General features: G+C 58.0%; 34 protein-coding genes. 3 read left to right on the top strand and 31 right to left on the bottom strand.

Translation table 11 applies throughout. From position 1 onward, the window contains the following. Positions 1 to 10: 10 nt before the first annotated feature. Both LQT98_RS19425 and LQT98_RS19420 read right to left on the bottom strand, forming a co-directional pair. Positions 11 to 1,327, bottom strand: a complete 1,317-nt coding sequence (locus LQT98_RS19425) for an aspartate aminotransferase family protein (protein WP_231464420.1) — start codon at positions 1,325 to 1,327, stop codon at positions 11 to 13. Between the two features lie 184 nt (positions 1,328 to 1,511). Beyond that, entirely contained in the window at positions 1,512 to 3,389 is a 1,878-nt protein-coding gene (locus LQT98_RS19420) for a methyl-accepting chemotaxis protein (RefSeq protein WP_231464417.1), read from the bottom strand. Between the two features lie 245 nt (positions 3,390 to 3,634). On the opposite strand from LQT98_RS19420, the gene LQT98_RS19415 reads away from it, so the two are divergent. The 3 genes from LQT98_RS19415 to LQT98_RS19405 are packed head-to-tail and all read left to right on the top strand — an operon-like array spanning position 3,635 to position 6,825. After that, entirely contained in the window at positions 3,635 to 5,032 is a 1,398-nt protein-coding gene (locus LQT98_RS19415; protein ID WP_331282571.1) for an aminotransferase-like domain-containing protein, read from the top strand. 33 nt (positions 5,033 to 5,065) lie between these two features. Next, a complete protein-coding gene (locus tag LQT98_RS19410; RefSeq protein ID WP_048411914.1) occupies positions 5,066 to 5,863 on the top strand; it encodes an MOSC domain-containing protein in 798 nt (265 codons plus the stop codon). Between the two features lie 50 nt (positions 5,864 to 5,913). Continuing rightward, on the top strand, positions 5,914 to 6,825 hold the full coding sequence (locus LQT98_RS19405; RefSeq protein WP_048411915.1) for a glutaminase: 912 nt from the start codon (positions 5,914 to 5,916) through the stop codon (positions 6,823 to 6,825). A 116-nt stretch (positions 6,826 to 6,941) separates the two neighbouring features. Here LQT98_RS19405 and rplQ read toward each other — a convergent pair whose 3' ends face one another. The 29 genes from rplQ to LQT98_RS19260 form a co-directional block, all read right to left on the bottom strand. Beyond that, positions 6,942 to 7,337 (bottom strand): 50S ribosomal protein L17, encoded by a 396-nt coding sequence (gene rplQ / locus LQT98_RS19400; RefSeq protein WP_048411916.1) that lies wholly within the window; start codon positions 7,335 to 7,337, stop codon positions 6,942 to 6,944. A gap of 25 nt (positions 7,338 to 7,362) precedes the next feature. Then, positions 7,363 to 8,346: a DNA-directed RNA polymerase subunit alpha gene (locus LQT98_RS19395; RefSeq protein ID WP_039755788.1), complete on the bottom strand. Its 984-nt coding sequence runs from the start codon at positions 8,344 to 8,346 to the stop codon at positions 7,363 to 7,365. A 23-nt stretch (positions 8,347 to 8,369) separates the two neighbouring features. Then, positions 8,370 to 8,990, bottom strand: a complete 621-nt coding sequence (rpsD, locus tag LQT98_RS19390; RefSeq protein WP_043594097.1) for a 30S ribosomal protein S4 — start codon at positions 8,988 to 8,990, stop codon at positions 8,370 to 8,372. 18 nt (positions 8,991 to 9,008) lie between these two features. After that, a complete protein-coding gene (gene rpsK / locus LQT98_RS19385) occupies positions 9,009 to 9,404 on the bottom strand; it encodes a 30S ribosomal protein S11 (protein ID WP_008955659.1) in 396 nt (131 codons plus the stop codon). A gap of 19 nt (positions 9,405 to 9,423) precedes the next feature. Continuing rightward, on the bottom strand, positions 9,424 to 9,786 hold the full coding sequence (rpsM, locus tag LQT98_RS19380) for a 30S ribosomal protein S13 (protein ID WP_048411917.1): 363 nt from the start codon (positions 9,784 to 9,786) through the stop codon (positions 9,424 to 9,426). 70 nt (positions 9,787 to 9,856) lie between these two features. Beyond that, entirely contained in the window at positions 9,857 to 9,970 is a 114-nt protein-coding gene (gene rpmJ / locus LQT98_RS19375) for a 50S ribosomal protein L36 (RefSeq protein ID WP_011137711.1), read from the bottom strand. Positions 9,971 to 10,236: 266 nt separating this feature from the next. Further along, positions 10,237 to 11,556 carry a preprotein translocase subunit SecY gene (gene secY, locus LQT98_RS19370; protein WP_048411918.1) on the bottom strand — a complete coding sequence of 440 codons (1,320 nt, stop codon included), beginning with the start codon at positions 11,554 to 11,556 and terminating at the stop codon, positions 10,237 to 10,239. Positions 11,557 to 11,567: 11 nt separating this feature from the next. Next, a complete protein-coding gene (gene rplO / locus LQT98_RS19365; protein ID WP_019102768.1) occupies positions 11,568 to 11,999 on the bottom strand; it encodes a 50S ribosomal protein L15 in 432 nt (143 codons plus the stop codon). Positions 12,000 to 12,002: 3 nt separating this feature from the next. Next, positions 12,003 to 12,188, bottom strand: coding sequence for a 50S ribosomal protein L30 (rpmD, locus tag LQT98_RS19360; protein ID WP_011137715.1), 186 nt, complete (start codon positions 12,186 to 12,188; stop codon positions 12,003 to 12,005). Continuing rightward, positions 12,181 to 12,699, bottom strand: a complete 519-nt coding sequence (gene rpsE, locus LQT98_RS19355; protein ID WP_043594101.1) for a 30S ribosomal protein S5 — start codon at positions 12,697 to 12,699, stop codon at positions 12,181 to 12,183. The genes rpmD and rpsE overlap by 8 nt, the downstream gene beginning before the upstream one ends. Before the next feature lie 13 nt (positions 12,700 to 12,712). Further along, on the bottom strand, positions 12,713 to 13,066 hold the full coding sequence (gene rplR, locus LQT98_RS19350) for a 50S ribosomal protein L18 (RefSeq protein WP_048411919.1): 354 nt from the start codon (positions 13,064 to 13,066) through the stop codon (positions 12,713 to 12,715). Positions 13,067 to 13,078: 12 nt separating this feature from the next. Next, entirely contained in the window at positions 13,079 to 13,612 is a 534-nt protein-coding gene (rplF, locus tag LQT98_RS19345; RefSeq protein WP_048411920.1) for a 50S ribosomal protein L6, read from the bottom strand. A gap of 9 nt (positions 13,613 to 13,621) precedes the next feature. Continuing rightward, positions 13,622 to 14,017, bottom strand: coding sequence for a 30S ribosomal protein S8 (gene rpsH, locus LQT98_RS19340; RefSeq protein WP_048411921.1), 396 nt, complete (start codon positions 14,015 to 14,017; stop codon positions 13,622 to 13,624). A 14-nt stretch (positions 14,018 to 14,031) separates the two neighbouring features. Then, entirely contained in the window at positions 14,032 to 14,337 is a 306-nt protein-coding gene (rpsN, locus tag LQT98_RS19335; RefSeq protein WP_081546296.1) for a 30S ribosomal protein S14, read from the bottom strand. Positions 14,338 to 14,341: 4 nt separating this feature from the next. Beyond that, the gene (gene rplE, locus LQT98_RS19330) at positions 14,342 to 14,881 is read right to left on the bottom strand and encodes a 50S ribosomal protein L5 (protein ID WP_019104493.1); all 540 of its coding nucleotides are present in this window, start codon (positions 14,879 to 14,881) and stop codon (positions 14,342 to 14,344) included. 10 nt (positions 14,882 to 14,891) lie between these two features. After that, complete coding sequence (gene rplX / locus LQT98_RS19325; protein ID WP_043579388.1) at positions 14,892 to 15,206, bottom strand: 50S ribosomal protein L24; 315 nt, start codon at positions 15,204 to 15,206, stop codon at positions 14,892 to 14,894. A 9-nt stretch (positions 15,207 to 15,215) separates the two neighbouring features. Beyond that, entirely contained in the window at positions 15,216 to 15,584 is a 369-nt protein-coding gene (gene rplN / locus LQT98_RS19320) for a 50S ribosomal protein L14 (protein WP_019104491.1), read from the bottom strand. A 203-nt stretch (positions 15,585 to 15,787) separates the two neighbouring features. After that, positions 15,788 to 16,051, bottom strand: coding sequence for a 30S ribosomal protein S17 (gene rpsQ, locus LQT98_RS19315; RefSeq protein ID WP_043594104.1), 264 nt, complete (start codon positions 16,049 to 16,051; stop codon positions 15,788 to 15,790). Between the two features lies 1 nt (position 16,052). Further along, positions 16,053 to 16,241 (bottom strand): 50S ribosomal protein L29, encoded by a 189-nt coding sequence (gene rpmC, locus LQT98_RS19310; protein WP_011137725.1) that lies wholly within the window; start codon positions 16,239 to 16,241, stop codon positions 16,053 to 16,055. Further along, positions 16,241 to 16,657, bottom strand: coding sequence for a 50S ribosomal protein L16 (rplP, locus tag LQT98_RS19305; protein ID WP_019101458.1), 417 nt, complete (start codon positions 16,655 to 16,657; stop codon positions 16,241 to 16,243). The genes rpmC and rplP overlap by 1 nt, the downstream gene beginning before the upstream one ends. Further along, on the bottom strand, positions 16,641 to 17,342 hold the full coding sequence (gene rpsC / locus LQT98_RS19300; RefSeq protein WP_043594108.1) for a 30S ribosomal protein S3: 702 nt from the start codon (positions 17,340 to 17,342) through the stop codon (positions 16,641 to 16,643). Before rpsC ends, rplP begins: the two co-directional genes overlap by 17 nt. Positions 17,343 to 17,352: 10 nt before the next feature. Continuing rightward, the gene (rplV, locus tag LQT98_RS19295) at positions 17,353 to 17,682 is read right to left on the bottom strand and encodes a 50S ribosomal protein L22 (protein WP_019099946.1); all 330 of its coding nucleotides are present in this window, start codon (positions 17,680 to 17,682) and stop codon (positions 17,353 to 17,355) included. Positions 17,683 to 17,691: 9 nt separating this feature from the next. Next, the gene (rpsS, locus tag LQT98_RS19290) at positions 17,692 to 17,970 is read right to left on the bottom strand and encodes a 30S ribosomal protein S19 (protein ID WP_019099947.1); all 279 of its coding nucleotides are present in this window, start codon (positions 17,968 to 17,970) and stop codon (positions 17,692 to 17,694) included. A 6-nt stretch (positions 17,971 to 17,976) separates the two neighbouring features. Then, positions 17,977 to 18,810, bottom strand: a complete 834-nt coding sequence (gene rplB, locus LQT98_RS19285) for a 50S ribosomal protein L2 (RefSeq protein WP_231464410.1) — start codon at positions 18,808 to 18,810, stop codon at positions 17,977 to 17,979. 11 nt (positions 18,811 to 18,821) lie between these two features. Continuing rightward, the gene (rplW, locus tag LQT98_RS19280; RefSeq protein WP_019100830.1) at positions 18,822 to 19,130 is read right to left on the bottom strand and encodes a 50S ribosomal protein L23; all 309 of its coding nucleotides are present in this window, start codon (positions 19,128 to 19,130) and stop codon (positions 18,822 to 18,824) included. Next, the gene (gene rplD, locus LQT98_RS19275) at positions 19,127 to 19,747 is read right to left on the bottom strand and encodes a 50S ribosomal protein L4 (protein WP_048413700.1); all 621 of its coding nucleotides are present in this window, start codon (positions 19,745 to 19,747) and stop codon (positions 19,127 to 19,129) included. The genes rplW and rplD overlap by 4 nt, the downstream gene beginning before the upstream one ends. After that, positions 19,747 to 20,391 (bottom strand): 50S ribosomal protein L3, encoded by a 645-nt coding sequence (gene rplC / locus LQT98_RS19270; RefSeq protein WP_107797928.1) that lies wholly within the window; start codon positions 20,389 to 20,391, stop codon positions 19,747 to 19,749. The genes rplD and rplC overlap by 1 nt, the downstream gene beginning before the upstream one ends. A 158-nt stretch (positions 20,392 to 20,549) precedes the next feature. Next, positions 20,550 to 20,861, bottom strand: coding sequence for a 30S ribosomal protein S10 (rpsJ, locus tag LQT98_RS19265; RefSeq protein WP_011137734.1), 312 nt, complete (start codon positions 20,859 to 20,861; stop codon positions 20,550 to 20,552). A 15-nt stretch (positions 20,862 to 20,876) separates the two neighbouring features. Further along, positions 20,877 to 21,225, bottom strand: a 349-nt coding sequence (locus LQT98_RS19260; RefSeq protein WP_456237134.1) for an EF-Tu C-terminal domain-related protein, incomplete at its 5' end; no start/stop codon positions are given.

Genomic DNA, 21,225 nt, shown 5'->3' with positions numbered 1-21,225 from the left:
GGCGCCGCGCTTATTCGCAGGCGCGCAAGGCGGTGGCGATGGTGTCGAACAGCCGGTCGATCTCATGCTTTTCGATGATCAAGGGCGGCGATACCGCCAGGATGTCGCCGGTGAAGCGCAGCAGCACGCCTTGCTCCCAGCACTTGAGGAAGACGTCGAAACCGCGCTGCCCAGCGGCGCCGGGGCGGCTGTCCAGCTCGATGCCGGCCACCAGGCCCAGATTGCGGATGTCCTTGACATAGGGCTGACCGCGCAAGGCGTGCGCGCGCTCCTCGAAATAAGCGGACAGGCCGGCGGCGCGCTCGAACAACTGCTCCTCGCGGTACAGATCCAGCGAGGCGATCGCAGCGGCGCAGGCCAGCGGGTGGGCGGAATAAGTGTAGCCGTGCGGAAACTCGATCATGCGTTCGCCGGCGGCGGCCATGAAGGCGTCGTGGATCTCCGGCTTCAGCAGCAGCGCGCCCATAGGCACCACGCCGTTGGTCAGACCCTTGGCGCAGGTGATGATGTCCGGCAGCACGCCGAACTTGTTGGCCGCCCAGTCCGCGCCCAGGCGGCCGAAGCCGGTGATCACCTCGTCGAAGATCAGCAGGATGCCGTAGCGGTCGCAGATTTCGCGCAAGCGCCGCAAATAGCCCTTGGGCGGGATCAGCACGCCGGTGGAGCCGGCCATCGGCTCGACGATGACGGCGGCGATGGTGGATGGGTCGTGCAGGGTCAGGATACGCGCCTCCAGTTCGTCGGCGAACTCGGCGCCATGCTCCGGCTCGCCGCGGCTGAAGGCGTTGCGCGCCAGATCATGGGTGCTGCGCAGATGGTCCACCGCCGGCAAGGACACCGGAAAATGCTTGCGGTTGCCGGCCATGCCGCCCACCGAGATGCCACCGAAGTTGACACCGTGATAGCCGCGCTCGCGGCCGATCAGCTTGACGCGGGCGGCGTCGCCGCGCACGCGGTGGTAAGCCACCGCCATCTTCAACGCGGTGTCCACCGCCTCCGAACCGGAGCCGACGAAGAAGGCCTTGCTCAAGCCCTTGGGCGCCATCGCCACCAGCTTGTCGGCGGCCTCGAAAGCCTTGGGGTGGGCCATCTGGAACGGCGGCGCGTAATCCAGCGTCGCCACCTGGCGCTGCACCGCCTCGACGATGGGCTTGCGGTTGTGGCCGGCAGTCACGCACCACAGGCCGGCGCTGCCGTCCAGGATCTGGCGGCCCTGGTCGTCGGTGTAATACATGCCGTCGGCGCTCACCAGCATGCGCGGCGCGCTCTTGAACTGGCGATTGGCGGTGAACGGCATCCAGTACGCGTCCATCTGCAGCTGCTCCATCGTTGTCTCCCCTGGCTTTCTGCCGAATGATGACAACTAATCTAGCCGCGCGACCAATACAATTACAGGTACAGTTTGTGCTGTTTTTCAGCATCCCGTATCGGCGAAAACACCAATACGGTTACCGCCGCCAGCCATGAAAAAACCCGGCCGCAGCCGGGTTTCCTGTGTCGTGTCAGCTCGCTTAAACGCGGAAGCTGGAGAACAGCTGTCGCATATCCTTCGCCGTCTGCGCCAGATCGTTCAAGGTGTCGTGCACGGTCTGCAGCGCGCCGTCGCTGTCGACGATGCGGCCGTTGATCTGCTCGGTGCTCTGCGCGATCACGGTGGTGGCCTTGTGCTGTTCGCTGGTGGACAAGGTGATCTCGTTCATCTTGGCCATCACTTCCTGCATCGCCAGCTGGATCTGCTCGATGCGCTGCACCGCGCTGCCGGTCAGCTCCACGCCATCGTCCACCGAGCTGACGGTGCGCTGCATATTGGTCACCGCCTGGCTGGTTTCCTCGCGGATGGTGCTGACCATGCCGGAGATTTCCACCGTGGCCTGGCCGGTGCGCTCGGCCAGCTTGCGCACCTCGTCCGCCACCACCGCGAAGCCGCGGCCCATCTCGCCGGCGCGCGCCGCCTCGATCGCCGCGTTCAAGGCCAGCAGGTTGGTCTGATCGGCAATGTCCTTGATCACATTGGTGATGCCGCTGATCTGCTGCGAACGCTGGTCCAGCGACACCAACATGCCGGACAAGCCCTTCACCGCTTCCACCGTGCTGTTCATCTCGCGGGAGATGCGCTGCATTTCGTTGGCGCTTTCGCTGGACACGGTGCCGGTGTGATTGACCAGCGAATCCGCTTCGCGCGCGGCATCGGCGATATGGGAGATGCTGACGGTGATCTCTTCCAGCGTCGCGGCGTTGGAACTGGACACGTCGGAAATCTGCCGTGAATCGCGCGCCACCTGATCCACCGTGGTGGCCACGCTCTGCACGCCGCTGGTGACGTTTTCCGCCTCGGTGCGCACCGCGATGAACATGCTTTGCAAACGCTGGATGAAGCTGTTGAACGCGGTCGCGGTTTCGGCGATCTCATCCTGGCCCTGCACTTCGATGCGGCGGGTCAGGTCGCCCTCGCCCTTGGAGATTTCCAGCATTGCGTTACGCAGGCGACCCAGGCCGGCCAACATCTTGCTCAGCATCACGCTGGCCACCGGGATCAGCACCACCACGCACAATGCCCCCAGACCCACCACGGTCAGCAGCAGCTTTTCCAGCGGTTCGCTGACCACGGACTTATCTATCATCACCCCCAGCAGCCAGTTGGTGCCTTCCACCGGATCCACTTGCACCAGCTTGGCTTCTCCGTTGACTTCGATCTCCTCCATCGCGCTGCTGGTGGACAGCTGCACCAGCTTCTCGCCGGTCAGCGCCGGCACTTTTTCCGCCAGCGGCTTAAGCGTCAGCGTGGTGTCCGGGTGGGCGATCACCTTGCCACTCTTGTCCACCAGGAAGGCGTAGCCATTGCCGCGCAGTTTGGCGGACAACACGGTCTTGACCAGGTCGTCGATGAAGATGTCGCCGCCCACCACCGCCTTCAGCGTGGAGCCGTCGAACACCGGGGATACAAAGGTCACCACCAGTTTCTTGGTGTCGAAGTCGACATAGGGATCGGACACGCCCGGCTTGCCGCTGGCCTGGGCCTGCTGATACCAGGGCCGCGCCACCGGATCGTAACCCGCCGGCTGCGGTTTGAAATCGGAACGTATCATCTTGTGATCGGCGGTGCCGATATAGGTCATGTCGTAGCCGCCGGCCTGGCTCAGGCGCGCCAGCGTCGGCATCGGTTCCGGGGTGCCCACCACCGGGTTGCCGGCAATCACCACCTTGACCTTGCTGCCATACCAATCCTTGACCAGGTTGGCGTAGCCGCGCGAGGTGCTGGATAGCTCATTGTCCACGCCCTGGACAATTTCATTGCGCATCTGGGTATAGACCAGCGTCGTGATAATGGCGCCCAGCAAAACCAGCAGCACCGCGATGAATACAATCAATTTGACCCGCAAGGAGCGCATTTCCGACCTCCATCCCCAATTCGACTTGGCTTGCCCTGATTGATTATCAATGTCCGGCCAAGCACTGTTATGATCATTCTCGATACCGGATGTCCTTCCCTTGTCTTAGCCGTTCAGTACTTAAAGCTCAATAAAAAACTGTGTACTCGGCAAGCCGGTCATGCCATCCGGTTTATGACGTGATATTTATCACAAGCTGTTCCCAACGGACAGACCCTATCTCAATGCTGTCGAAATAATGCGCCATGGCCAATTTTCGTCTTATGCCTGAAGATGGCATTACCTTGGTTGAAAACATCGTCAATTCAGCTATTTCGGCCATCCAATGCGGACAATGGCGCAATGGCGCAAAAATCCCATCTATTCGCAGCATGGCCAGGGAACTTGACGTCAGCCCCTTCACCGTTGTCGAGGCTTACGACCGGCTGGTCACCCTGGGCTATCTCACAGCGCGGCGCGGTTCCGGTTTCTACGTCGAAGCGCGGCGCGAAGCCCTGACACCGCGGCAGGCGCCGCCGCCGCGCGTGTGGCCGGTGGACGAATACTGGCTGCTGCGCAAGATCTATCAGCAGGACGCCAATACCTTGTTCGCCGGCTGCGGCTGGCTGCCTTCGCATTGGTACGACGCCGAGGCCCAGCAAAAAGCCTTGCGCCAACTGGCGCGCGACGCCATTGCCGCGCCCGGCTACGGCGACCCCAAGGGTTATCTGCCGCTGCGCGAGCAATTGGCCGAGCGTCTGGCGGAACGCGGCATCGCCGCGCGCGCCGACGATATCGTGCTGACCCAGGGCGCCAGCCGCGCGCTGGACATGGCCGCCTGCGCGCTGCTGCAGGCCGGCGACACCGTGCTGGTCGACGATCCCGGCTATTGCAATCTGCTGTCCTGCCTGGCCTTCCGCGAGTTCAAGCTGGTGCCGGTGCCGTGGACCGAGCACGGCCCCGATCTGGAACAACTGCGCGCGTTGCTGCGCCAGCATCGGCCACGGGCCTTCTTCACCAATCCCTGGCTGCAAAACCCCACCGGCGCCAGCTACGCGCCGTCCGTTGCCCACCAAGTGCTGCGGCTGGCCGAGGAACACGATTTCCTGATCGTGGAGGACAATGTCTCCGGCGATTTCACCGCCGGCCGTCAACAAACATTGGCGGCGCTGGACGGACTCAAGCGCGTGCTCTACATCGACAGTTTTTCCAAATCGCTGTCCCCCGGCCTGCGCGTCGGTTATCTGACTGGGCCGGCCGAACTACTGGAGCGCGTCGTTCACTACAAGATGATGTCGGGGCTGACCTCGCCGGAGTTGAATGAACGGCTGGCACTGGAGCTGATCAGCGAGGGCCGTTACCGCCGCCAGCTGGAGCGCCTGCGCTCGCGGCTGGCCGAAGCCCAGGCCCAATGTCAGCAACTATTCACCGAGCACGGCTGGCAGTTGTTCGCTCGCCCGGCCAACGGCCTGTTCATCCTGGCGCGTCCGCCCAGCGAGCTGGACGCGACCAGCCTGGCCGAGCAGGCGCAGCTGCGGCAGATCCTGCTGGCGCCCGGCCATTTATTCCGCGCTCACGGCATGCGTTCCGACTGGCTGCGCTTCAACGTTGCTTTCAGCCAGGATCGTCGACTGTGGGATTTTCTGACTCTCCGGCCACAGTGATAAGATGTGGACATCCAGCTTAGCGGAGCCCCTATGCAACTCGTAGAAATGTTCGTCCATCCATTGAAGTCCTGCCGTGGCATCTCTTATAGCCGAGCCTACGCCAGCAAGCAGGGTTTGCTGCATGACCGCGAATGGCTGCTCGCCGGCGATAACGGCCGCTTTTTCACCGCACGCTCGCATCCGCAGCTGGTGCGCGTGGAAGTGGACCTGATTCCCGGCGGCGCGCTGTTCAAATATCCCGGCAAGCCCCCCATCCTGGCAATGAGTACCCAGTACCAGCAAGAAGCCGCGGCCACGGTATGGAAGGACAGCTTTACCGCCTACCATGGCGACCGGGCCGTCGACCACTGGTTCAGCGAGCTGCTGGGCGAGCCCTGCCAATTGCTGTGGCTGGGCATGCAGTCGCAGCGCCGGCTAAAGGACAGCGAGCATGCGATGTCCTTCGCCGATGGCTATCCTTATCTACTGGTGAACCAGGCCTCGCTGGACGCGCTGAACGATGAGCTGGACCAGCCGGTATCGCTGCGCCACTTCCGTCCCAATCTGGTGGTAAGCGGCGAGTACGCCTGGGAAGAGGATGATTGGAAGGTGATTCAGATCGGCGATGTGGTGTTCGACGTGGCCAAGCCCTGTAGCCGCTGCGTACTGACCACGGTGGACCCGGATACCGGGATCAAATCGCCGGAACAGCAGCCACTACGCACCCTGGTCAGCATCCGCACCTTGCCGGAAGGCGTCTGTTTCGGCGTCAACCTGGTGCCGCGCAATGAAGGCGCGCTGGAGCTGGGCGCGGAGTTCCGCGTGCTGGAAAGCCGCTACGAGTTTTGACCCCGACGCCGGTTCGCCGGCGTTGTTACCGCTTTATGCTGAATAGATTCATGAATTTGCAAGTCATCATTGATCAAATCCAACGCGAAGTCGCCGCCTATTACGGCCAGGGCCGCGTCGCCGACTACATCCCGGCGCTGGCCGAAGTGGCGCCGCGCCAATTCGGCATGGCCATCACCACGCTGGACGGTCGGCATTATCGCTGCGGCGATGCGGCCACCCCCTTTTCCATCCAGAGCATTTCCAAGGCCTTCATGTTGGCGCTGACACTGGAGGCCGAGGGCGATACGCTGTGGCGTCATGTCGGCAAGGAACCTTCCGGCAATCCCTTCAATTCCCTGGTGCAGCTGGAGTACGAGGACGGGGTGCCGCGCAACCCCTTCATCAATGCCGGCGCCCTGGTGGTCACCGACCGAGCGATCAGCCACTTCGGCGACGCTCATGGCGCCTTATTGGCCCGCCTGCGCCAGGAATCCGGCAATGCCACCCTGTGCGGCAATGCCCGCGTAGCCGAATCCGAGCGCGCGCACGGCCACCGCAACGCGGCGCTGGCTCACTTCATGAAGAGCTATCACAACCTCGACAACGACGTCGAAACCGTGCTGCAGCAGTATTTCAACAGCTGCAGCATCGTGATGAACTGCGTGGAACTGGCCAATGCCGGCCTGTTTCTGGCCAACCGCGGCGTTACCCGAGACGGCCGGCAAACGCTGAGCCGCAGTCAGGCCAAACAGATCAACGCGGTCATGCTGACTTGCGGCACTTACGATGCCGCCGGCGAGTTCGCCTACCGCGTCGGCCTGCCGGTGAAAAGCGGCGTTGGCGGCGGCATGCTCGCCATCATCCCCGGCAAGATGAGCATCGCGGTATGGAGCCCGGAGCTGGATGGCAAGGGCAATTCGGTGTTGGGCCTGGAAGCGCTGGATCGTTTCACCACGCGTACCGGTTTGTCGATCTTTTAAGCACGCCGGCTCCGCTGGGCGCCGCCAAAAGAAAAAACCCGCTCAAGGCGGGTCTTTTCTTTTCCGGCAATGAAAAAAGCCAGGCTTGCGCCTGGCTTTTTTCTCAACTTCGTCGATTACTCGGCGGAGTTGTCTTCAACCGCTACGGCATCTTCCGGACGGTCCACCAGCTCTACCAGAGCCATCGGGGCGTTGTCGCCCTTGCGGAAACCGTACTTCAGGATACGCACATAACCACCATTGCGGGCGGAGAAGCGCGGGCCGAGAACGTCGAAGAGTTTAACCACGATATCGCGGTCACGAGTGCGGTCAAACGCCAGACGACGGTTGGCGAGAGACGGCTTTTTGCCGAGCGTGATCAGCGGCTCGGCCACACGACGCAGTTCCTTGGCTTTCGGCAGCGTGGTCACGATAACTTCGTGCTTCAGCAGCGAGTTCGCCATGTTGCGCAGCATCGCCAGACGATGGCTGGTCGTGCGGTTCAGTTTACGATTACTGTAACGATGACGCATTGTTAATGTCCTTTTATCTCAAACCTTACGGCTTTTCGAGGCCAGCAGGCGGCCAATTCTCGAGCTTCATGCCGAGAGTCAGGCCTTTGGAAGCGAGAACTTCCTTGATCTCGTTCAGCGACTTGCGGCCGAGGTTCGGAGTCTTCAGAAGCTCGGTTTCAGTACGCTGGATCAGATCGCCGATGTAATAAATGTTCTCAGCTTTCAGGCAGTTGGCCGAACGAACCGTCAGTTCAAGATCGTCTACCGGACGCAGCAGGATCGGATCGATCGGCGGCGCCTTTTCAACGACTTCTTCAACCGCTGTGCCTTGGAGATCGGCAAAGATCGACAGTTGATCCATCAGAATACGGGCAGCGTTGCGCACTGCCTGTTCCGGCTCGATCACGCCATTGGTCTCGATATCGAGAACCAGGCGGTCGAGGTCGGTACGCTGCTCAACACGGGCGCTTTCCACAGCAAAGCTCACGCGGCGAACCGGCGAGAAGGAAGCATCCAGTTGAATGGTACCGATGGAACGGTTGTCTTCATGATTGGATCGAACCGACACCGGCTGATAGCCGCGGCCTTTTTCGATCTTGATCTCCATGTCGATCTTACCGCCAGAGGAGATGTGACAAATCACGTGGTCCGGATTGATCACTTCCACATCGTGCGGCAGTTCGATATCGCCAGCCAAGACAGCGCCTTCGCCGTCCTTTTTCAAGGACAGCACAACACTGTCACGACCATGCAGCTTAAGCACTACGCCCTTGAGGTTGAGGAGGATGTCAACGACATCCTCGCGCACGCCATCAAGTGCGGAATACTCATGCAAAACGCCAGCGATAGTCACTTCGGTCGGAGCATAGCCCGGCATCGACGACAGCAGGATACGGCGCAGCGAGTTACCCAGAGTATGAGCGTAGCCGCGCTCGAACGGCTCCATCGACACACGAGCGTGAGTGGCGGAAACCGGCTGAACGTCGATAAGACGAGGTTTCAGAAATTCCGAAGCGCTGTTTTGCATAGTCATTCCCTAAGAGCTAGCGATTACTTGGAGTAGAATTCCACAACGAGTTGTTCGTTGATATCGCTAGACAGTTCGGAACGTTCCGGAGCGGATTTGAAAGTGCCTTCCATTTTCTTGGAGTCAACCAGGACCCAAGACGGGAAACCACCCTGCTCGGCCAGAGCCAGACCTTCTACGATACGGGCCTGTTTCTTGGCTTTTTCACGGACGGACACTACGTCACCGGCTTTAACCTGGTAGGACGGAATGTTCACAACCTGGCCGTTCACAACGATAGCCTTGTGGCTAACCAGCTGGCGCGCTTCGGCGCGAGTGGAGCCAAAGCCCATGCGATATACAACGTTGTCCAGGCGGGCCTCGAGCAGCTTCAGCAGGTTTTCACCCGTGGAGCCCTTGCGACGCACAGCTTCCGCAAAGTAATTGCGGAACTGACGCTCGAGTACACCGTAAATACGACGGATTTTCTGCTTTTCACGCAGTTGCACACCGTAGTCAGACAGGCGGCTCTTACGAGCGCCATGCTGGCCCGGAGGGCTATCCAGTTTGCACTTGGAATCCAGTGCACGACGCGCGCTCTTCAGGAAAAGGTCGGTGCCTTCACGACGAGCGAGCTTACACTTAGGGCCGATATAACGTGCCATGTTCTCACACTCTCCGAATTAGATACGACGTTTTTTGGGCGGACGGCAACCGTTGTGCGGTACCGGCGTCACGTCGGAGATGCTGGTGATCTTGAAACCCAGCGCGTTGAGTGCGCGAACAGCGGATTCACGACCCGGACCCGGGCCCTTGATACGAACTTCGAGGTTCTTCACACCGTATTCTTGGGCAACTTTACCAGCGTGCTCTGCTGCTACCTGAGCAGCAAAGGGTGTACTCTTGCGCGAGCCCTTGAAACCAGCGCCGCCAGAGGTAGCCCAAGACAATGCATTGCCTTGACGGTCGGTGATCGTGATGATGGTGTTGTTGAACGAAGCGTGCACGTGCACGATGCCTTCGCTAACAGACTTGCGCACTTTCTTGCGTACACGAACTGCTGTGTTTGCTTTAGCCATTATCTGTTGTTCCTATTAATTACTTCTTGCCGGCGATCGCCTTACGCGGTCCCTTACGGGTACGAGCGTTAGTGCGAGTGCGCTGACCGCGGCACGGCAGGCCACGACGATGGCGGAAGCCGCGATAGCAGCCCATGTCCATCAGACGCTTGATGCTCATGGTGACTTCACGGCGCAGATCACCTTCAACGGTGAACTTAGCCACTTCATCACGCAGAGTTTCCATTTCAGCGTCAGTCAGATCCTTCACTTTCGTGGAAGGGTTCACGCTGGCAGCAGCACAAATCTGCTGGGCGCGAGTCTGACCGATGCCGAAAATTGCCTGCAGGCCGATAACGGCATGCGCATGATTGGGGATGTTTACCCCTGCAATACGGGCCATACTCTTTCCTTAAGCCTTAAGACCTTGAAAAGTTTGCGATTGTATCACGCAAATCCAGGTCTAACAAATGTTAGCCTTGTTTTTGCTTGTGACGCGGATCCGTGCAGATCACGCGAACTACGCGATTGCGACGAATGATTTTGCAGTTGCGGCAAATCTTCTTTACCGAAGGCTGTACTCGCATGTCAGTTCCTTTCAATCCTCTAAAAGAGCAAGTGCGTTATTTCGCACGGAACACTATCGGGCACCGGCCGGACTTCCGGGGCTCAGCCCCTTAGCTCCTGACCGCTATCCAGACCGGGCGCGCCTGCCTTCGCAAGCGCATCCCGCCTGAACTACCCGGTTACCACGTGTCCATTCACAAGCAAAACTCCGAAGCGGACTCCGGAATCTTGCAATGCATCTGGATGGTGTCTTCCTTAGCCAATAACCCAGCGCGAGCTCAAGTTGTCAGCGCGTGAGCGCATTGCCTTTGAAGTTGGCCTTCTTCAGCAAGCTCTCGTACTGATGCGACAACACGTAAGACTGTACCTGCGCCATGAAGTCCATGGTCACCACCACGATGATCAGCAGCGATGTGCCACCAAAGTAGAACGGAACGTTCCACTTCAGGATCAGGAACTCCGGCAGCAAGCAGACCAGTGTGATATAGATCGCACCAATCAGCGTCAGCCGCAGAATGATCTTCTCGATATAACGGGAAGTCTGCTCACCTGGACGAATACCCGGGATGAAGGCACCGCTCTTCTTCAAGTTGTCCGCCGTTTCCTTCGGGTTGAAAACCAACGCCGTGTAGAAATAGCAGAAGAAGACGATGGCCGCCGCATACAGCAGCACATAGATAGGCTGACCGGGATGCAGTTTGTCTGCGATGCCCTTCAACCAGCCCATGTGCTCGCCCTGACCAAACCAGCCGAGAACGGTGGCCGGGAACAGGATGATGCTGGACGCGAAAATCGGCGGAATCACCCCCGCCATGTTGAGCTTGAGCGGCAGATGCGTGCTCTGGCCCTGCATGACGCGATTACCGACCTGGCGCTTGGCGTAGTTCACCAGGACCTTGCGTTGGCCACGCTCAGCGTAGACCACCACATAGGTCACCAGGATCACTCCGACAAACAGCACGACGGCAAACAGGATGGGCAAAGAACCCTGACTGGTCAGAGTCAAGGTCTTGCCTATCGCAGCCGGAACGCCAGCGGCGATACCCGCGCAGATGATCAGCGAAATACCATTGCCGATCCCGCGCTCGGTGATCTGCTCGCCCAGCCACATGAGGAACATGGTGCCGGTTACCAGCGATACGACTGTCGTCAGGTAGAACTCCCACTGCGGAGTCACCACCAGGTTAGGCTGCTTGTACAGCATCACCGCAATGCCGAAACTTTGGAAAGTCGCGAGCAGAACGGTGGCGTAACGTGTGTACTGGGTTATCTTACGACGTCCCGCATCGCCCTCCTTCTTCAGCTGCTTGAGGCTCGGAAGAACCTCGGAGGCAAGCTGAAGAATGATGGAGGCCGAGATATACGGCATGATGCCAATGGCAAACACCGTGAATCTCGAGAGGGCGCCGCCCGAGAACATGTTGAACATGTCGAGCAGGCCCGTCTGCGATGAGTGGAACAACTTCGCTAGCTCGGCAGGGTTGATACCCGGAACCGGAATGTGAGCACCGATGCGATAAACGATCAGGGCACCAATCAGGAACCAGATTCGACGCTTGAGATCACCAAACTTATTGGCATTTGCCACTAGAGAAGTATTCGCCACAGATTATTGCCTTATTCTACGCTGCCGCCGGCAGCTTCGATGGCGGCGCGCGCGCCGGCAGTTACGCCAACGCCGCGCAGTTTTACTGCGCGCTCAATCTTGCCGGACAGAACCACCTTGGCGGAAGTCGCCTGGATGGAAGCCAGACCAGCTTGCTTGAGAGAGAGCAGGTCGATTTCATCAACCGGCAGCAGGTTCAGTTCGGACAGGCGAATCTCGGCAACCTTGCCTGCGTTCAGCGACTTGAAGCCGCGCTTCGGCAGACGACGTTGCAGCGGCATTTGACCGCCTTCGAAACCAACCTTGTGGAAACCACCTGCACGGCTCTTCTGACCTTTGTGACCGCGGCCACAAGTCTTGCCCAGGCCGCTGCCGATGCCACGGCCTACACGGCGCTTGGCATGCTTGGCGCCGGCACCCGGCTGTACAGTGTTCAGCAGCATCTCTTAGCCCTCGAATTTCAACAAGTAGCTGATCTTGTTGATCATGCCACGGTTTTCAGGGGTATCGAGCACTTCAACAGTCTGGCGAATTTTCTTCAGACCCAGACCACGGGCGCAAGCCTTGTGAGACTCCAGGCGACCGATCAGGCTCTTTACCAGAGTGACCTTTACAGTCTTGGCGTTACTCATGGCTCACCCCCAGGATGTCCTCGACGCTCAGGCCACGCTTGGAGGCGATTTGCGCCGGGGTGTTGATGTTGCTCAGACCATCCAGGGTTGCACGCACCACGTTGTACGGGTTGGTGGAACCATGAATCTTGGCCGAGACGTTATGAACACCCATAGCATCAAAGATAGCGCGCATCGGGCCGCCGGCTTTCACACCGGTACCTTCTTTAGCGGGCTGGATGAATACGGTGGTAGCACCGTGCTTGCCAACCACAGTGTGGTGGAAAGTGCCGTTTTTCAACGGAACCTTAACCATATTGTGGCGAGCCTGTTCCATTGCCTTTTGAACGGCAACCGGAACTTCCTTGGAACGGCCCTTACCCATGCCGATTCCGCCATCGCCATCACCAACCACGGTCAAGGCGGAGAAAGCCATAATACGGCCGCCTTTAACCACTTTGGTGACGCGGTTGACGCTGATCATTTTCTCGACCAGACCGTCGCCACGATCTTCCGTTTCGTGCTTAGCCATTCTTCACTCCGAATTAGAATACGAGACCGTGTTCGCGAGCGGCGTCAGCCAGCGCTTTCATGCGACCGTGGTATTTGAAACCAGAGCGGTCGAAAGCAACTTTCTCGATGCCAGCAGCTTTTGCTTTTTCAGCAATGCGCTTGCCGATCACGGCTGCAGTTGCCACGTTGCCGCCATTTTTGAGATCAGCGCGTACATCGGCTTCCAGCGAAGAAGCGCTGGCCAGTACTTTGCTGCCGGTCTCATCAACGATCTGGGCATAAATGTGGCTATTGGTGCGATACACAGTGAGACGCACCATCTTGAGCTCCGCGATCCGGGCACGGGTTTTACGTGCGCGGCGGAGTCGAGCTTGTTTCTTGTCCATATCAGTGCCTCTTTACTTCTTCTTGGTTTCTTTCAGAACCACAACCTCATCGGCGTAACGAACGCCCTTGCCTTTATACGGCTCGGGAGCGCGGTAAGCGCGGATTTCGGCTGCGACCTGGCCAACGCGCTGCTTGTCGGCGCCTTTGATCAGGATCTCGGTCTGAGTCGGGGTCTCGGCCTTAATACCTTCCGGCATTTGGTGAGCCACCGGGTGAGAGAAACCCAGAGACAGGTTCAGGGTGTCGCCTTGAGCCTGGGCACGATAGCCCACGCCTACCAGCTGCAGCTTCTTCTCGAAGCCTTTGGACACGCCGGTCACCATATTGTTCAGCAGCGCGCGCAGGGTGCCGGACATGGCACGTGCGAACTTGCTGTCGTTCTTGGCGGCGAATGTCAGTTGGCCGTTGTCCAGCTTGACATCTACCTCTTCGCACAGAGCGGTGCTCAGGGTGCCCAGGGCGCCCTTGACAGTCACTTCTGCAGCGCCGAATTTCACTTCGACGCCAGCCGGAATGGCTACGGGATTCTTAGCTACGCGAGACATTTGACCCCCTTAAGCCACGACGCACAGCAACTCGCCGCCGATACCGGCTGCGCGTGCTTTACGATCAGTCATAACGCCTTTGGAGGTGGACAGGATAGCCACGCCCAAGCCATTCATGACTTTCGGGATTTCGGTGGAGCCCTTGTACACACGCAGGCCAGGGCGGGAAACGCGGTCAATGCGCTCAATCACCGGACGGCCAGCATAGTACTTGAGCTGGATATCGAGAACAGGCTTCTTCTCTTCGCCGGCAACGGCGAAGTCTTCGATGTAGCCTTCGTCTTTCAGCACCTGCGCCAGCGCAATTTTCAGCTTGGAAGACGGCATGGAAACTGCCACCTTGGAAGCCATTTGGCCGTTGCGGATGCGGGTCAACATATCGGAAATAGGATCGTGCATGCTCATTTATGTGTCTCCTATTACCAGCTGGCCTTCACAACCCCCGGAATTTCGCCCTTCAGAGCGATTTCACGGAGCTTGTTACGACCCAGACCGAATTTGCGGAATACGCCACGCGGACGACCGGTGATGGCGCAGCGACGACGCTGGCGAACCGGGGAAGCATTGCGCGGCAGCTGCTGCAGTTGCAGGCGGGCTGCAAAGCGCTCTTCTTCCGAGAGGCTTTGATTGTTGATAGTCGCGATAAGGGCTTCGCGCTTGGCAGCAAATTTTGCAGCCAGCTTGACACGCTTCTCTTCGCGCTGAATCAGTGCAAGTTTTGCCATGTGCTTAACCCTTGAACGGGAACTTGAACGCGGCCAGCAGAGCGCGGGCCTCTTCGTCAGTCTTCGCGGTGGTGGTAACAGTAATGTTCATACCACGCAGAGCATCGATCTTGTCGTACTCGATTTCCGGGAAGATGATCTGTTCTTTAACGCCCATGTTGTAGTTGCCGCGGCCGTCGAAAGACTTGGCGGAAACACCACGGAAGTCGCGAACGCGCGGCAGCGCGATCGTCACCAGGCGGTCCAGGAACTCGTACATGCGTTCGCGACGCAGAGTTACCTTGCAACCTACCGGATAGTGATCACGAATCTTGAAGCCTGCGATGGATTTGCGAGCGGTGGTGACAACCGGCTTCTGGCCGGCGATCTTTTCCAGGTCGCCCACGGCAAAATCCATTACCTTTTTATCGGCAACGGCTTCGCCCACACCCATGTTCACAGTGATCTTCTCAATGCGCGGGACTTGCATGATCGACTTGTAGCCGAACTGTTTCATCAGTTCAGGCACTACGGTGTCTTTGTAGAAATCGTAGAGACGTGCCATGTTTTGTTCCTTACGCGCCAATGACTTCGCCGCTGGACTTGAACACGCGTACCTTGCGGCCGTCTTCAAGAACCTTGAAGCCTACGCGGTCAGCCTTTTGGCTTGCCGGATTGAAAATGGCGACGTTCGATGCGTCAACAGGCATGGTCTTTTCAACGATGCCGCCGGCAACACCACGCACCGGATTCGGTTTCTGGTGTTTCTTGGCGACATTCACGCCTTCAACAACCAGTTTCTCGTCCAGAACGCGCAGTACGGTGCCGCGCTTACCCTTGTCTTTGCCGGTGATTACTACGACTTCATCACCCTTGCGAATTTTACGCATGCGATCTCCTTACAGTACTTCAGGAGCCAGCGAAACGATCTTCATGAAGCGCTCGGTACGCAGTTCACGCGTAACAGGCCCGAAGATACGAGTGCCGATAGGCTCAAGCTTGTTGTTGAGCAGGACGGCGGCATTGCCGTCGAACTTGATCAACGAGCCATCCGGACGACGCACGCCTTTGGCAGTGCGCACCACAACCGCGTTGTACACGTCGCCTTTTTTGACGCGACCGCGCGGAGCAGCATCCTTGATGGTCACCTTGATGATGTCGCCTACGCTTGCATAGCGACGCTTGGAACCGCCCAATACCTTGATGCACATAACGTGACGCGCACCTGTATTGTCAGCGACCTCAAGCATGGTCTGCATTTGGATCATTTGATGATTACCTTTCTAATCCAACTTTATCCGTCACTCTCACCTGCCGGTTTCTCGCATAAGAGCAAGACCAAACAGACGAAACGCCACAGAAACTGTGGCGTATCCAACGGCCAGTTTTGGACCCCGTAAGGGCGGAACTCCTACCCGATAGGAGTAGGAAGATGGCCATTATACAGGGGACTTTCGCCCCCCGCAAGTCTTTACACCTGGCGGGACTTCTCTACCAGGGCAGTTACCACCCACGTCTTGGTCTTCGAGAGCGGACGGGACTCGCTGATAACAACGATATCGCCGGCCTTGAACTCGTTGTTCTCGTCGTGCGCGTGGAACTTCTTGGAACGACGGATAATTTTGCCGTAGATCGGGTGCTTTACTTTGCGCTCGACCAGCACGGTCACGGTCTTATCCATCTTGTCGCTGACTACGGTACCGGTCAGCGTACGTACCACTTTGGTTTCGCTCATCTTAAACTGCCTTTTCTTTCAGAACGGTGCGCACGCGAGCGATGTCGCGACGTACTTTCTTCAGTTCAGAGGTCTTGGCGAGTTGCTGAGTGGCGTGCTGCATACGCAGAGCAAACTGGGCCTTCAAGAGGCTAAGCAGTTCCGCCTTCAGCTCGTCAACAGTTTTGGCTTTCAGTTCGGACGCTTTCATTACTGACCTACCTGTCTAGTTACAAACACAGTGGCGATCGGCAACTTGGCTGCGGCCAGACGGAAAGCTTCGCGAGCGAGTTCCTCGGAAACACCATCCATTTCATACAGCATCTTGCCAGGCTGGATTTCGGCCACGTAGTACTCCGGAGAGCCTTTACCCCCGCCCATACGAACTTCAGCAGGCTTGGAGGTGATCGGCTTGTCCGGGAAGATGCGGATCCAGATGCGGCCGCCACGTTTGATGTGACGGGTCATCGCGCGACGCGCAGCTTCGATCTGGCGCGCGGTCAGACGACCACGACCAACCGCCTTCAGACCGAAATCACCAAAGCTCACTTTGTTGCCACGAGTAGCGATACCCGTGTTGCGGCCTTTATGCTGTTTACGGTACTTGAGTCTAGTTGGCTGCAGCATTTCGAGCACCCTTTCTCGATTTCTTCTCGGTCGCTACCGGAGCCGGCTGAACTTGACCCGGCTTGAGCTCGCCCTTGTATACCCATACCTTGATGCCGATGATCCCGTAGGTGGTCTTGGCTTCGGAGGTTGCGTAGTCTACGTCTGCGCGCAGGGTATGCAGCGGCACGCGGCCTTCGCGGTACCATTCGCTACGAGCGATGTCGATACCGTTCAGACGGCCGGAGCTCATGATCTTGATGCCTTGAGCGCCCATGCGCATTGCGTTTTGCATAGCGCGTTTCATGGCGCGACGGAACATCACGCGCTTCTCCAGTTGGGAAGCGATGCCGTCGGCGATGATTTGAGCGTCCAGTTCCGGCTTGCGAACTTCTTCGATGTTCACATGCACAGGAACGCCCAGGCGCTTTTGCAGTTCTTGCTTGAGCAGCTCGATGTCTTCGCCTTTTTTACCGATCACAACACCCGGACGGGCGCTGTGGATGGTGATGCGGGCGGACTTAGCCGGGCGCTCGATGGTCACACGGCCAACCGAAGCGTGACCCAGACGCTTTTTCAGGAATTCGCGAACTTCGATATCCTGCTTCAGCATTTCCGGGAAGTTCTGCGAATTCGCGAACCACTTGGAAGACCAGTTTTTGTTAACGGCAAGACGGAATCCCGTCGGATGAATCTTCTGACCCATTTCTTACCCCTTAATTGCCAACGGTCAACGAGATGTGGCAGGTCTGCTTTTCGATGCGATTGCCACGACCCTTAGCACGGGCAGTGAAACGCTTCAGACTAGCGCCTTTGTCAACAAAGATGCCGGTAACACGCAGGGTGTCAATGTCGGCGCCTTCGTTGTGCTCGGCGTTAGCGATGGCAGATTCCAGCACTTTCTTGATGATTACCGCGCCCTTCTTCGGGGAGAAGGCCAAGATATTCAGAGCCTGATCAACGGACTTGCCGCGGATCAGATCGGCCACCAGGCGGCATTTTTGTGCCGACAGGCGAACGCTTTTCAGATTTGCAGATACTCTCATCGCTTCACCTTATCTCTTCTTCGCCTTCTTATCGGCCGCGTGGCCTTTGAAGGTACGAGTCAGCGAGAATTCGCCCAGTTTATGGCCGACCATGTTTTCGGAAACATAAACAGGCACATGGGTGCGACCGTTGTGCACAGCGATGGTCAGACCAATGAAATCCGGCAGGATGGTCGAACGACGCGACCAAGTCTTGATCGGACGCTTGTCGCTGGTTGCCCGCACCGCATCTACTTTTTTCAGCAGATGCAGATCAACGAACGGGCCTTTTTTCTGCGAACGTGCCATTGTCAATTACCCTTTTTTGGAATAGCGACGGCGTACGATCATATTGTCGGTACGCTTGTTGCGACGGGTACGGAAGCCCTTAGTCGGAGTACCCCACGGGCTAACCGGCACACGGCCTTCACCAGTGCGGCCTTCACCACCACCATGCGGGTGGTCAACCGGGTTCATGGCAACGCCACGTACGGTCGGACGGATACCACGCCAGCGGGTAGCACCAGCTTTACCCAGCTTGCGCAGGGAGTGCTCTTCGTTACCCACTTCACCAATAGTTGCACGGCAATCAACATGCACCAGGCGGATTTCGCCCGAGCGCAGACGCAGTTGAGCGTAAGCGCCTTCGCGAGCCAGCAGCATTGCGGATGCACCAGCGGAACGAACCATCTGGGCGCCCTTGCCAGGCTGCATTTCCACGCAGTGGATAGTGGTACCCACCGGGATGTTGCGGATCGGCAGAGCGTTACCGGCCTTGATCGGAGCTTCCGCGCCGGACAACAGCTCAGCGCCGGCCTTCACACCGCGCGGGGCGATGATGTAGCGACGCTCGCCATCGGCGTAGCACAGGAGGGCGATGTGGGCAGTGCGGTTCGGATCGTATTCGATGCGTTCCACTTTAGCCGGGATGCCATCCTTGTTGCGACGGAAGTCGATGATGCGGTAGTGCTTCTTATGGCCACCGCCACGATGACGCGTGGTGATGTGACCATTGTGATTACGGCCACCGGTGGAAGATTTCTTTTCCAACAGGGCGGCGTGCGGAGCACCTTTGTGCAGGTCAGGGTTTACTACCTTGACAACGGCACGGCGGCCCGCGGAAGTCGGTTTTACCTTAACGATAGGCATGCTCTATCTCCTTACTCCGCTGCGGCCGGGGTAGCGGTCAGATCAATTTCTTGACCTTCCACCAGGCTAACGTAGGCCTTTTTCCAGTCACTGCGACGACCGATGGAACGGCCAAAGCGCTTAACCTTGCCCTTGACATTGACAGTGGAAACACCTTCAACTTTTACATTGAACAGCATTTCAACAGCAGCCTTGATTTCCGGCTTGGTCGCATCTTTAGCAACGCGGAACGCCATTTGCTGGTTCTTCTCAGCAATCATGGTGCTCTTTTCGGAAACGATGGGAGCAAGAATTACTTGCAACAGACGTTCTTGGTTCATGCCCACTGCTCCTCAAGTTGCTTCACAGCGTCGCGAGTGATCACGGTCTTCTTGAAGCGCAACAGGCTGTACGGGTCAGCTTGAACCGCTTCGATAACCAGCACGTTCGTCAGGTTACGCGAAGAGAGATAGAGGTTTTCGCTCAGCTCGCTAGTGATGAACAAAGCCTGCTCCAGGCCCATGGGCTGAACGGCGCCAACGAATTCTTTGGTCTTCGGGCTTTCAACGTTCAGTTCGTCAACCACGATCAGGCGTTCGTCGCGAACCAGCTGCGACAGAATCGCGGCCATGCCTGCACGGAACATCTTGCGGTTAACTTTCTGGGTGAAGTTCTCGTCCGGCTTGTTCGGGAAGGCACGGCCACCACCACGACGGTTCGGGGTGGAAGTCATACCGGCACGAGCGTTACCAGTACCTTTCTGACGGAAAGGCTTCTTGGTCGAGTGCTTCACTTCAGCACGGGTCAGCTGGGCGCGGTTGGCGCTACGAGCATTCGCCAGGAATGCGGTAACAACCTGGTGCACCAGGGCTTCGTTGTACTCGCGGCCGAACAAAGAGTCGGACACTTGCAGGCTGCCAACAGCCTTGCCTTGGGTATTGATTACATTCAATTCCATCACGCACCTGCCTTCACGCTAGGACGAACGACAACGTCACCGTTCTTGGCGCCAGGAACAGCACCTTTAACCAGAATCAGTTGACGCTCGGCATCGACACGAACGATTTCCAGGCACTGCACGGTGCTCTTGACGTTACCGTATTGGCCCGCCATGCGCTTACCCGGGAAAACGCGGCCCGGATCTTGCGCCTGACCGATGGAACCCGGCGTGTTATGCGAACGCGAGTTACCATGGGAAGCACGGTTGGAAGAGAAGTTGTGACGCTTGATCACGCCGGAGAAGCCTTTACCTTTGGAGGTACCGGTTACATCAACCAGTTGACCAACGGTGAAGATCTCAACAGCGATGGCATCGCCCGGCTTGAAGTTGGACAGATCGGAGGCGGTCAGCGGAAACTCGACCAGACCCAGACCTGCTTCAACGCCAGCCTTGGCGAAGTGGCCCGCGGCAGCCTTAACAACACGGCTGGCCTTTTTGGAGCCATAGGTAACCTGCACGGCATTGTAGCCGTCGGTTTCAGCAGTTTTGATTTGCGTGACGCGGTTAGCGGACATGTCCAGCACAGTTACCGGGATGGTTGCGCCATCTTCGGCAAAAATGCGGGTCATGCCGACTTTGCGACCGACAAGACCTAAACTCATGTTTATTTCCTTTTTCAGGCGCCGATTACGATTGACCGGCATAAAAAACACGACAGAAAAAACAAAAACGGACTCGCCAAAATGGCGAGTCCGCTAATGTATCACAGAAAATTCAAGAATCGCAAGCACTTAGCTCGCAAACCCTTGAACTTAAGCGATTACTGCAGCTTGATTTCCACATCCACACCGGCCGGCAGGTCGAGCTTCATCAGAGCATCAACAGTCTTGTCGGTCGGATCCACGATGTCCATCAGACGCAGGTGAGTGCGGATTTCCAGCTGGTCGCGGGAAGTCTTGTTCACGTGCGGGGAACGCAGAACGTTGAAACGCTCGATTTTGGTCGGCAGCGGAACCGGGCCTTTAACAACGGCGCCGGTGCGCTTGGCGGTTTCAACGATTTCCTGAGCGGAGCGATCGATCAGGTTGTAATCGAAAGCTTTCAGGCGGATGCGGATTTTCTGGCTAGACATTAGATTCTCCGATCCTTAAGCGATGATCTTGGCAACAACGCCGGCGCCGACGGTACGACCGCCTTCGCGGATGGCGAAACGCAGACCTTCTTCCATGGCGATCGGTGCGATCAGCTCAACGGTGATTTCAACGTTGTCGCCCGGCATTACCATTTCCACGCCTTCCGACAGAGTAACGGCACCCGTTACGTCAGTGGTACGGAAGTAGAACTGAGGACGGTAGTTCGCGAAGAACGGGGTGTGACGACCACCTTCGTCTTTGCTCAGCACGTATACCGAAGCGCCGAACTTGGTGTGCGGGGTGATGCTGCCCGGCTTGGACAGTACCTGGCCACGCTCAACATCTTCACGCTTGGTGCCGCGC

The organism is Chromobacterium aquaticum (assembly GCF_021129195.1).
Lineage (GTDB): Bacteria > Pseudomonadota > Gammaproteobacteria > Burkholderiales > Chromobacteriaceae > Chromobacterium > Chromobacterium aquaticum.
The sequence above is the reverse complement of the archived record's forward strand: the minus strand, read 5'-3'. Positions and strand labels throughout refer to the sequence as shown.

Coding starts and splice junctions, on each gene's coding strand:
- rplN (WP_019104491.1), bottom strand. CDS start 15,584: ATGATCCAAATGCAGACCATGCTTGAGGTCGCTGACAATACAGGTGCG.
- LQT98_RS19410 (WP_048411914.1), top strand. CDS start 5,066: ATGCAACTCGTAGAAATGTTCGTCCATCCATTGAAGTCCTGCCGTGGC.
- LQT98_RS19425 (WP_231464420.1), bottom strand. CDS start 1,327: ATGGAGCAGCTGCAGATGGACGCGTACTGGATGCCGTTCACCGCCAAT.
- rplV (WP_019099946.1), bottom strand. CDS start 17,682: ATGAGAGTATCTGCAAATCTGAAAAGCGTTCGCCTGTCGGCACAAAAA.
- rplO (WP_019102768.1), bottom strand. CDS start 11,999: ATGCTGCTGAACACTGTACAGCCGGGTGCCGGCGCCAAGCATGCCAAG.
- rpmJ (WP_011137711.1), bottom strand. CDS start 9,970: ATGCGAGTACAGCCTTCGGTAAAGAAGATTTGCCGCAACTGCAAAATC.
- rplC (WP_107797928.1), bottom strand. CDS start 20,391: ATGAGTTTAGGTCTTGTCGGTCGCAAAGTCGGCATGACCCGCATTTTT.
- rplP (WP_019101458.1), bottom strand. CDS start 16,657: ATGCTGCAGCCAACTAGACTCAAGTACCGTAAACAGCATAAAGGCCGC.
- rpmD (WP_011137715.1), bottom strand. CDS start 12,188: ATGAGTAACGCCAAGACTGTAAAGGTCACTCTGGTAAAGAGCCTGATC.
- LQT98_RS19395 (WP_039755788.1), bottom strand. CDS start 8,346: ATGCAAAACAGCGCTTCGGAATTTCTGAAACCTCGTCTTATCGACGTT.
- rplD (WP_048413700.1), bottom strand. CDS start 19,747: ATGGAATTGAATGTAATCAATACCCAAGGCAAGGCTGTTGGCAGCCTG.
- rplB (WP_231464410.1), bottom strand. CDS start 18,810: ATGCCTATCGTTAAGGTAAAACCGACTTCCGCGGGCCGCCGTGCCGTT.
- rplQ (WP_048411916.1), bottom strand. CDS start 7,337: ATGCGTCATCGTTACAGTAATCGTAAACTGAACCGCACGACCAGCCAT.
- rplR (WP_048411919.1), bottom strand. CDS start 13,066: ATGGACAAGAAACAAGCTCGACTCCGCCGCGCACGTAAAACCCGTGCC.
- rpsM (WP_048411917.1), bottom strand. CDS start 9,786: ATGGCCCGTATTGCAGGGGTAAACATCCCCAATCATGCGCATGCCGTT.
- rpsE (WP_043594101.1), bottom strand. CDS start 12,699: ATGGCTAAGCACGAAACGGAAGATCGTGGCGACGGTCTGGTCGAGAAA.
- rpsD (WP_043594097.1), bottom strand. CDS start 8,990: ATGGCACGTTATATCGGCCCTAAGTGTAAGCTCGCTCGTCGTGAAGGC.
- LQT98_RS19420 (WP_231464417.1), bottom strand. CDS start 3,389: ATGCGCTCCTTGCGGGTCAAATTGATTGTATTCATCGCGGTGCTGCTG.
- rpsK (WP_008955659.1), bottom strand. CDS start 9,404: ATGGCTAAAGCAAACACAGCAGTTCGTGTACGCAAGAAAGTGCGCAAG.
- rpsJ (WP_011137734.1), bottom strand. CDS start 20,861: ATGTCTAGCCAGAAAATCCGCATCCGCCTGAAAGCTTTCGATTACAAC.
- LQT98_RS19415 (WP_331282571.1), top strand. CDS start 3,635: ATGGCCAATTTTCGTCTTATGCCTGAAGATGGCATTACCTTGGTTGAA.
- rplE (WP_019104493.1), bottom strand. CDS start 14,881: ATGGCACGTCTCTACGATTTCTACAAAGACACCGTAGTGCCTGAACTG.
- rplF (WP_048411920.1), bottom strand. CDS start 13,612: ATGTCTCGCGTAGCTAAGAATCCCGTAGCCATTCCGGCTGGCGTCGAA.
- rpsN (WP_081546296.1), bottom strand. CDS start 14,337: ATGGCAAAACTTGCACTGATTCAGCGCGAAGAGAAGCGTGTCAAGCTG.
- rpsH (WP_048411921.1), bottom strand. CDS start 14,017: ATGAGCATGCACGATCCTATTTCCGATATGTTGACCCGCATCCGCAAC.
- rpsQ (WP_043594104.1), bottom strand. CDS start 16,051: ATGAGCGAAACCAAAGTGGTACGTACGCTGACCGGTACCGTAGTCAGC.
- rplX (WP_043579388.1), bottom strand. CDS start 15,206: ATGCGTAAAATTCGCAAGGGTGATGAAGTCGTAGTAATCACCGGCAAA.
- rpsS (WP_019099947.1), bottom strand. CDS start 17,970: ATGGCACGTTCGCAGAAAAAAGGCCCGTTCGTTGATCTGCATCTGCTG.
- rpmC (WP_011137725.1), bottom strand. CDS start 16,241: ATGAAAGCGTCCGAACTGAAAGCCAAAACTGTTGACGAGCTGAAGGCG.
- rplW (WP_019100830.1), bottom strand. CDS start 19,130: ATGAACCAAGAACGTCTGTTGCAAGTAATTCTTGCTCCCATCGTTTCC.
- rpsC (WP_043594108.1), bottom strand. CDS start 17,342: ATGGGTCAGAAGATTCATCCGACGGGATTCCGTCTTGCCGTTAACAAA.
- LQT98_RS19405 (WP_048411915.1), top strand. CDS start 5,914: ATGAATTTGCAAGTCATCATTGATCAAATCCAACGCGAAGTCGCCGCC.